Here is a 9,247-nt window from a genome sequence, read left to right on the forward strand (position 1 = left end):
ACAAAAGCAATAAAAACCTGATCGGGAAAGAGGTATAAATAAAATGAATGAATATTATGACGTCATTATCGTGGGAACCGGAGCAGCCGGATTGTACTGCGCTTTGATGTTGCCGGAGCGGAAGAAAATATTGATGCTGACAAAGCAGGAAGCCGATCTGTCAGATTCTTTTCTGGCACAGGGCGGTATTTGTATGCTCCGTGGGGAAGATGATTATAAAGACTATTTTGAAGATACGATGCGTGCCGGACATTATGAGAATAATGAACGTGCCGTAGATTTGATGATCCGCAGTTCCAATGATATTATCAGGGATCTGGTTTTCAGAAAGGTGGATTTTGCCAGAACAGCGGATGGGGAACTTGATTTCACAAGAGAGGGTGCCCATTCAAGACCGAGAATTTTGTTCCATAAGGATATCACGGGCAAGGAGATTACAAGTACACTGCTGAAACAGGCTTTGACAAAAGAGAATATTGAAATCCGTGAGCATATGACCATGGTGGATCTGATTGAGAAGGATAATATCTGCGGCGGTGTAGTAGCCATGGATGAGGAGAATCATGTTTATCCGATCCGTTCACAGTATGTGGTACTGGCCTGCGGCGGTATCGGCGGTTTGTACCAGAATTCCACCAATTATCCGCATATTGCCGGGGATGGCCTTGGTATTGCCATGAAACATCAGGTTGAAGTGGAACATCTGGATTACATACAGATCCATCCGACGACATTATTTTCCCGAAGTAAGGGAAGAAGATTCCTGATCTCTGAATCGGTGCGCGGGGAAGGCGCATTATTATACGACAAAAACGGACAGCGTTTTACCAATGAACTGCAGCCGAGAGATATTGTCAGCCAGGCGATTTTCGCACAGATGGAGAAAGATGGTACGGAATTTGTCCTGGAGGATATGCGTCCGTTGGGAGAAAAGACCATTAGAGAGCATTTCCCGAATATTTATCAGCATTGCATAGAGGAAGGATTTGACCCGATCAAAGAGCCGATTCCGGTTGTACCGGCCCAGCATTACTTTATGGGTGGCATTAAGGTCGATTTGTCCAGCCGCACGTCTATGAAAGGACTTTATGCCTGCGGTGAGACAAGCTGCAATGGGGTACACGGCAAGAATCGTCTGGCCAGCAATTCACTGCTGGAGTCTCTTGTGTTTGCCAGAAGGGCGGCCTATGATATGCTGTTTGGTCAGGCCCCGGATCCGTGTCAGGCAGAACCGGATCTGAAGCGATATGAGGATAAAGAGGTATTGCTTGAAGATTACCATCAGGTTGTATTAGAAGGAATAGAAAGGATGCGTGGAAATGAATAGTATTACAATGCAGCTTCAGGCGGATAAGCTGATCCGCATGGCTTTGGAGGAAGATATTACAAGTGAAGATGTGTCAACCAATGCGGTGATGCCGACGAAGGTTCAGGGGACCGTAGATCTGATTGCCAAGGAAGACGGTGTGATCGCGGGTATGGATGTATATGCCAGAGTTTTTAAGCTTCTGGATGAAGATACAGAGATTGAGATGTTCTGTCATGATGGCGATGAGGTCAGAGAAGGCGATCTGATGGCAAAGGTGACAGGAGATATCCGGGTTCTTTTGTCGGGAGAAAGAGTTGCGCTGAATTATCTGCAGCGGATGAGCGGAATTGCCACCTATACAAGAAGTGTGGCAAAGCTTCTGGAAGGCAGTGGTGTGACACTGCTTGACACACGCAAAACGACACCGAATTGTCGTGTTTTTGAAAAATATGCGGTTCGTGTCGGCGGCGGATGCAATCACCGTTACAATCTGTCCGACGGCGTTCTTTTGAAGGATAATCACATCGGGGCAGCAGGCAGTATTACAAAGGCTATTCAGATGGCAAAGGCATATGCGCCGTTTGTCCGAAAGATTGAGATCGAGACAGAGACACTGGAACAGGTAGCGGAGGCTGTAGAGGCCGGTGCGGATATTATCATGTTGGACAATATGACACCGGAAGTGATGAAGCAGGCGGTCGCTTTGATTGACGGAAGAGCCCAGACAGAGTGTTCAGGTAATATTACAAAGGAAAACATTGCCCGTATTTGTGAAATCGGCGTGGATTTTGTTTCCAGCGGTGCATTGACACATTCTGCGCCAATCCTGGATATTTCCATGAAGCATCTGCATGCAGTGTGAGAGGAGCTGAAAGAATGAAAACTGCAGAGAGAAGAAATGCGATTTTGAAGCTCCTTCAAAACGCAGAGGAGCCTGTTGCAGCGAGAAAACTGGCAGAAAGGTATGGTGTCAGTCGTCAGGTAATTGTTCAGGATATGGCGGTGATACGGGCTTACACACCGGGGATCATTTCAACGACCAAGGGTTATGTGATGGAGCAGGAACCGCGCTGTGTAAGAGAATTTAAGGTGCGGCATAAGCAGAGTGATGCGGCCAAAGAGCTGAATCTGATTGTGGACTGCGGCGGAAGAGTGTGCAATATCAGTATCAGCCATAGAGTTTATGGCCGTGTCAGTGCGGAGATGGATATTCGTTCAAGGCAGGATGTGACAGAATTTATTGCTGCTTTAAATGACAGTCAGTCTACGGTTCTGAGTACAGCCACATCCGGTTATCATTATCATCTGGTGGAGGCGGCTAGCGAAGAACGTCTGAATCTGATCGGCGAACAGCTGAAAGCGGCCGGTTTTCTGGCACCGCTTCGACCATGGGAACAGAAGAAAGGGGAATAAAGAAGATGACAATTGCGGAAATTCAGCAGGAAATCATGCGCATGAAAAAGGAACAGGATATCTGTATTCTGGCGCATGCTTATCAGGGACAGGAGATACTGGAAGTGGCTGATTATATGGGAGATTCTTATGGTTTGAGCGTGCAGGCATCAAAGAGTGACTGCAAGGGTGTGATCATGTGTGGTGTGCGCTTTATGGCAGAGACCTGCAAGGTTCTCAGCCCGGACAAAAAGGTATGGCTGGCGAATCCTGCAGCCGGATGTCCGATGGCAGAACAGCTGGATCTGGAAGGACTTCGTGAATTAAAAGCAAAGTATCCGGATTATGCGGTTGTGGCTTATATTAATACAACCTCTGAATTAAAGACAGAATGTGATGTCTGCGTCACATCTTCTTCCGCGGTTCAGATCTGCAGCCGTCTGGACAATGACAAGATTCTTTTTATCCCGGATCCAAATCTGGGCCGTTATGTGGCAGAGCAGATGCCGGAGAAAACATTTGCCTTTTATAAGGGCGGATGTCCGAGACATATCGTGGTCAGCGCCAAAGATGTGGAGAAAGCGCGCAAGGCCCATCCGAATGCACTGCTTCTGGTGCATCCGGAGTGCCGTCAGGAAGTGGTTGAACAGGCCGATTATGTCGGATCCACAACAGGTATTATGAATTATGCCAAGAAATCTGACTGCAGAGAATTTATTATCGGAACGGAAAACAGTATTGTAGAACATCTGCAGTTTGATTGTCCGGACAAGTCCTTCTATCCGTTGGCTGTTCCACTGACATGTATGAATATGAAGATCACAACACTGATGGATATTTATAACTGTCTGAAAGGCCGCGGCGGAGAAGAAATCCAGCTGCCTGAGAATGTGATTGAAGGTGCCGGAAGATGCATCCGAAGAATGGTGGAATTGGGCGAATAGCAGACAGGCGGGAATACGGACAGATGGCTGTAAGGCCTGAATGCACATAAAAATGGGACGTGTGAAATATGCATACTTATGTTTCACACGTCCTATTTATGTTTGGATTATTATGCAATTATGCATTGCGTGCAGATTTTCTGGCTTCGCGTTTTTTTTCAAGATTGGATACAACAATACAGCAGCTGGCATCGCCGGTGATATTGACAACTGTACGTCCCATATCAAAGATTCTGTCGACACCTGCAACCAGGGCAATACCGTCAACCGGCAGACCAACGGAAGTCAGGACCATGGCCAGCATGACCATACCTGCACCGGGAACACCGGCAGTACCGATGGAAGCCAGTGTGGCTGTCAGAACAACGGTGAGCATCTGGGTCGGCGTCAGTGTGATGCCGTAACAGGAAGCGATGAAGATCGCACAGACACCCTGATAAATGGCTGTACCGTCCATGTTGATGGTCGCACCCAGCGGCAGAACAAAAGAAGAAATCTCTCTGGAAGCACCAAGTCCTTCCACACATTCCAGGTTGATCGGAAGTGTTCCCACGGAAGAAGAACTGGAGAAGGCAAACATCATTGCCGGAAGCATGCCTTTGAAGAACTTCAGTGGGCTTAATCCGCCGATGGCCTTGACTGCCAGGGAATATACAACGACCACATGGATCACATAGCAGAGATAAGCGGTCAGGAGTACCATCGCCAGAGAGGCGATAATGTTGGAACCGTTGGCAGCAATGACCGGGCAGAGCAGACAGAAGACACCGATTGGTGACAGCTTGAGGATCAGCTCCATACTCTTCATAAAGACTTCATTCAGGTCGTTGATGGCGGTTACCAGTCGGCTGTTTTTTTCTGAACCGATCAGAATAATTGAAAAACCAAAGATTAATGCCATAACAATGACCTGAAGCATGTTGGATTCAGACATTGGGGCAATAAAATTAGATGGAAAAATATTGACAATTGTATCCATCAGGGAAGGGGCCTCAGTGACCTCATAGGAAAGATCTGTTGTCGCTACGACAGGGAAGGCATTTTTGAAAAGGTTACCGAAAAGCAGTCCGAATGTGATGGCAAAAGCAGTTGTACAGAAGTAGTAAATAACTGTTTTTAATCCAATGGAACCGACCTTCTTGATATCACTCATGGAGATGATACCGCTCATAATAGAGAAAAGGACAATCGGTACAACAATAAACTTCAGCAAGTTCAGAAAGATCGTACCAAATGGTTTGATATAGTTTTCAGCAAACTCAGCATGGCTCTGCATCAGCAGACCGGCAATGATGGCCAGAATCAAAGCTATAAAAATCTGTCCGGCCAGAGAAAGTTTCTTCTTTTCTTTCATTTTAGTGTTCTCACTTTCAGGAAATCTAAATCTATATGTTTCACATATATTCAGGATAAACGTCTAAAAATAGCGCAACCTTACCAATCATAGCAGAATTTTCGGGGTGAATCAACAAAAAATGACTTTTTTTAATGATAAAATTTCATTTCCACCCAATTTTTTATTTAAAAATGGTATAATAGCGTTGAAATTTGCAGGAAAAAAGGATGAAATTCTTATGTTTTACAAAATATGGGAGTGAAAATCTAAGTCGTGATGCTATTTGAGATGAAAAGAATTCGTGACAGGAAGGATCATACGCGATTACGAACCTGAGGAGGCCATTCGGGAGCTGAAAAAACGATGTGCAATGGACAACAACGTGGTACAATAAAAAGGCAATCAATTCAAAATTTAAAGTTAAGGTAGGAATTAAGATGCAGACAATAACACTGGAGGAAGCGCAGGCACGATTACTGGAAGTCGTCCATTGTGTCATGTCGGAAAAGGTCGAATTATTAAGAAGTATCGACAGAATTCTGGCAGAAGATGTGTATGCACATGTCAGTCAGCCGCCTTTTGAACGGTCGGCTATGGATGGTTATGCTGTTAGAAGTGAAGATATACGGACAGTGAGCAGAAGCAATCCGGTCTGTCTGAAAGTCATTGACCGGGTTTGTGCCGGAGAAGTGACGGACAAAAGCGTACATGCCGGTGAGGCCATTCGGATTATGACCGGTGCCATGATACCGGAAGGTGCGGATTGTGTTGTCAAACAGGAGGACACGGATTATGGTCAGGAACAGGTCAAAATTTATGTGTCATTGGCTCAAAAAATGAATTGCTGTCCCGCAGGCGAGGACTTTCACCAGGGCGACTGCCTTGGATGGGAAGGGGAAAAAGTCGATGCTTATATGATGGCTTCCATGGCATCCGGAGGAATAGACAGTGTTCCGGTGAGAAGGAAAGTCCGTGCGGCGGTGATTACAACCGGTGAGGAGTTGATGCCGCATGGGCAGCCGTTGCTTCCCGGAAAAATCTATAATGCCAATCTGGCTTATCTGACAGGCAGACTCCTGCAGCTTGACTGCAATCTGACGGAGGGGATCTTTGTCGGTGATGATGCGGATAAAATAACAGCGGCAGTAGAAAAATGCGCAGAAGAGGCAGATGTGATATTGACAACGGGCGGTGTATCTGTCGGGGTCAAAGACTTATTGCCGGAGATTATGAAGAAACTGGGTGCAGACATTTTGTTCCATGGTATTGATTTAAAACCGGGCATGCCCACAATGGCATCTTTATATGCCGGGAAACCAGTCATTTCCCTGTCCGGGAATCCCTTCTCTGCATCTGCTGTATTTGAGCTGCTGATGCAGCCGTTATTGCAGAAGATGACAGGAAGCCAACAAACCTTTTTGGTGAAAAAAGAAGCTGACATTGCTTATGATTACCCAGGCAATAAAGGCAATCGTCGGGTATTAAAAGCCTATGACGATGGACATGCCGTTCACATCACAAAAGGGCAGCATAATGCTCAGATGCGTCAGGGGATCGGAACCAACTGCCTTGTCGATATGCCGGCGGGGACAGGGCCATTGAAAGCCGGGGATAAAGTCCATATCTGGAGATTATAAAAAAGATGGGGCTGTCGGAAAATAGACAGCCCCATCTTTTTAGGCGTTGAGAATATTCATGAACTCTTCGCCGGTAATGGTTTCTTTGTCATAGAGGAAGTGAGCCAATTCATCCAGTTTCGCACGATTCTCGATCAGAATCTGAAGGGCTTTCTGATGCTGCTGTTTCACCAGTTCAACGACCTTGTGGTCAATCTCAGCCTGAGTTTCAGCAGAACATGCCAGAGATGTATCACCGCCAAGATACTGGTTGGTGACTGTTTCAAGGGCAACCATGTCGAAGTCCTCATTCATACCGTAGCGGGTGATCATGGCACGGGCAAGGCGGGTTGCCTGTTCGATATCATTGGAAGCCCCTGTTGTGACGGAGCCGAAGATAACTTCTTCAGCGGCACGACCACCTGTAAATGTAGCGATCTTATTCTCAATTTCTTCTTTGCTCATCAGATAGTGATTGCCTTCATCCACCTGCATGGTGTAGCCAAGGGCACCGGATGTTCTCGGAATAATCGTGATCTTCTGGACAGGCGCAGAATTGTTCTGTTTTGCAGCCACAAGCGCATGTCCGATTTCGTGGTAGGAAACAATAAGCTTCTCTTTGTTGGTGAGAATCGCATTCTTCTTCTGGTAACCGGCAATAACGGTTTCAATACTTTCTTCCAAATCGGCCTGCGTTGCAAAGCGTCGATTGTCACGGACTGCGCGAAGCGCTGCTTCGTTGACAATATTCGCCAGTTCGGCACCGGAAGCACCGGAAGCCATACGGGCAATCTTATTAAAATCGATATCGTCAGAAAGACGAATCTTCTTGGCATGGACTTTCAGAATTTCTTCACGGCCCTTCAAATCAGGCAGTTCAACAGGCACACGTCTGTCAAAACGTCCCGGACGGGTCAGGGCAGGATCCAGAGATTCGGGTCTGTTGGTAGCTGCAAGAATAATAACACCTGTGTTGCCTTCAAAACCATCCATCTCAGTCAGCAGCTGATTCAGTGTCTGTTCACGTTCATCATTGCCGCCGATCTGGCCGTCACGCTTCTTGCCGATGGCATCGATTTCATCAATAAAAACGATACATGGAGCTTTCTCCTTCGCCTGTTTGAACAGGTCACGGACCTTGGAAGCACCCATACCTACGAACATTTCGACAAATTCTGAACCGGACATGGAGAAAAACGGCACATTGGATTCACCGGCAACAGCCTTGGCAAGCATTGTCTTACCTGTTCCGGGAGGGCCTACAAGGAGAATGCCCTTTGGCATGGATGCACCAATCTCCTTGTATTTATTCGGATTGTGAAGGTAATCCACAATTTCTGTCAGGTTCTCTTTGGCTTCATCTTCACCGGCAACATCGGAGAATTTGATGCCTTCGGTGGATTTCACATAAATCTTGGCGTTGCTCTTGCCCATACCAAACATCATGGAATCTTTGCCGCCGCCCATCCTGTTCATGAGCTTCTTGGACATATACTGGCCCAGGGCAAAGAAAATGACCAATGGGAGAATCCATGTGAGCAGGAAACTGACCAGTGGGGACATCTGTTCAATAATCTCGCTGGAGAATTCTGCACCGGATTCATAAAGTCGTTCTGTACGGTTCGGATCATCCATCAGACCGGTCTTGTAAATCTGGGATTCATCCTTATTCGTGAAAACAATCTGATTGCTTTCAATTTCAACTTTGCCAATCTCTTTCTTCTCAGTCATGCTGATGAAAGTGCCGTAATCGACCTCTTTCACGCTGTGCTGCTGAATCAGCGGCATAATGAATGTATTGAGAATAATGAGGATGAGCAGAACGATTGTATAGTAGTAAAACCAATTCTTTTTTGGAGTTTTGACTTCATTCATAATATTCGGCCTCCTTATAATGCATGTTTCTAATAATTCTACATTATATCATTATATCCAAAAATATACCATGCACAATCTCTGATAAATCTGTTTAATAATTGAAAATATTAAGAAATATAAATAATATTTTTATTAAATCTTTAGTTGACGGGAGAAATGATACCATGCATACTTATAGTAGAGGGGGTATGCCTGCACCGGCTATGATGGAGAGAAGCGGTGCAGACAGTGTACGGAGAATTGATGGGGGAGAAATATGCGATTAATGTTATCTTATCTCAAGAGCTATAAAGGGCTTGTTTTTTTAAACTTTATTTCTGTTTTTGGGTTTGCATTGACAGAACTGGGTATTCCGACGATTATCTCAAGAATGGTTGACGGCGGTGTAGCCAGTGGGGATCGGGAATATCTGCTGAAAATGGGTGGGCTGATCGCTCTGATTTCGGTTGTGGGCATTCTCGGAACGGTTGTCCTCGGCTATTGCGGTGCCAGAATTTCTACAGCGGTCACCTGCGATATCAGAAATGATCTTTTTGAAAAGGTTCAGAGTTTTTCTCATCGGGAAATGAATCAGCTGGGTGTTTCTTCACTGATCACAAGGACGAGTAATGATGCACTTCAGATTATGAATTTTATGAATATCATTCTGAGAACGGCAATGCTGACACCGGTCATGATCGTAGTCAGTTTTACGCTGATTATCATGTCATCGGTGAAATTATCGCTGATCATTGCGGCGACAGTGCCTTTTATTATTCTGGGTGTCATACTT

Annotated in this window: 8 protein-coding genes; 6 read left to right on the forward strand and 2 right to left on the reverse strand. The window is 45.8% G+C overall.

What is annotated here, in order from left to right:
- The first annotated feature begins 43 nt into the window (after positions 1-43).
- Genes WMO25_RS10275 through nadA form a run of 4 tightly spaced genes read left to right on the forward strand, consistent with a single transcriptional unit; the run spans position 44 to position 3,645 of the window.
- On the forward strand, positions 44-1,327 hold the full coding sequence (locus WMO25_RS10275) for an L-aspartate oxidase (RefSeq protein WP_349085236.1): 1,284 nt from the start codon (positions 44-46) through the stop codon (positions 1,325-1,327).
- The gene (nadC, locus tag WMO25_RS10280) at positions 1,320-2,171 is read left to right on the forward strand and encodes a carboxylating nicotinate-nucleotide diphosphorylase (protein WP_015513032.1); all 852 of its coding nucleotides are present in this window, start codon (positions 1,320-1,322) and stop codon (positions 2,169-2,171) included. Before WMO25_RS10275 ends, nadC begins: the two co-directional genes overlap by 8 nt.
- A 14-nt stretch (positions 2,172-2,185) precedes the next feature.
- On the forward strand, positions 2,186-2,722 hold the full coding sequence (locus WMO25_RS10285; RefSeq protein WP_015513033.1) for a transcription repressor NadR: 537 nt from the start codon (positions 2,186-2,188) through the stop codon (positions 2,720-2,722).
- Between the two features lie 5 nt (positions 2,723-2,727).
- Positions 2,728-3,645, forward strand: a complete 918-nt coding sequence (nadA, locus tag WMO25_RS10290; protein ID WP_117528774.1) for a quinolinate synthase NadA — start codon at positions 2,728-2,730, stop codon at positions 3,643-3,645.
- 118 nt (positions 3,646-3,763) lie between these two features.
- Here nadA and WMO25_RS10295 read toward each other — a convergent pair whose 3' ends face one another.
- Complete coding sequence (locus tag WMO25_RS10295; RefSeq protein WP_015513035.1) at positions 3,764-4,999, reverse strand: dicarboxylate/amino acid:cation symporter; 1,236 nt, start codon at positions 4,997-4,999, stop codon at positions 3,764-3,766.
- A gap of 419 nt (positions 5,000-5,418) precedes the next feature.
- On the opposite strand from WMO25_RS10295, the gene WMO25_RS10300 reads away from it, so the two are divergent.
- Positions 5,419-6,618: a molybdopterin molybdotransferase MoeA gene (locus WMO25_RS10300; protein ID WP_349085238.1), complete on the forward strand. Its 1,200-nt coding sequence runs from the start codon at positions 5,419-5,421 to the stop codon at positions 6,616-6,618.
- Between the two features lie 39 nt (positions 6,619-6,657).
- On the opposite strand, the gene ftsH is transcribed toward WMO25_RS10300, so the two are convergent.
- Positions 6,658-8,472 carry an ATP-dependent zinc metalloprotease FtsH gene (gene ftsH, locus WMO25_RS10305; protein WP_349085239.1) on the reverse strand — a complete coding sequence of 605 codons (1,815 nt, stop codon included), beginning with the start codon at positions 8,470-8,472 and terminating at the stop codon, positions 6,658-6,660.
- Between the two features lie 259 nt (positions 8,473-8,731).
- On the opposite strand from ftsH, the gene WMO25_RS10310 reads away from it, so the two are divergent.
- On the forward strand, positions 8,732-9,247 hold a 516-nt coding region (locus WMO25_RS10310; protein ID WP_349085240.1), incomplete at its 3' end, for an ABC transporter transmembrane domain-containing protein.

It is taken from the genome of Coprococcus intestinihominis, assembly GCF_040096555.1.
Taxonomy (GTDB): Bacteria; Bacillota; Clostridia; order Lachnospirales; family Lachnospiraceae; genus Coprococcus_A; species Coprococcus_A intestinihominis.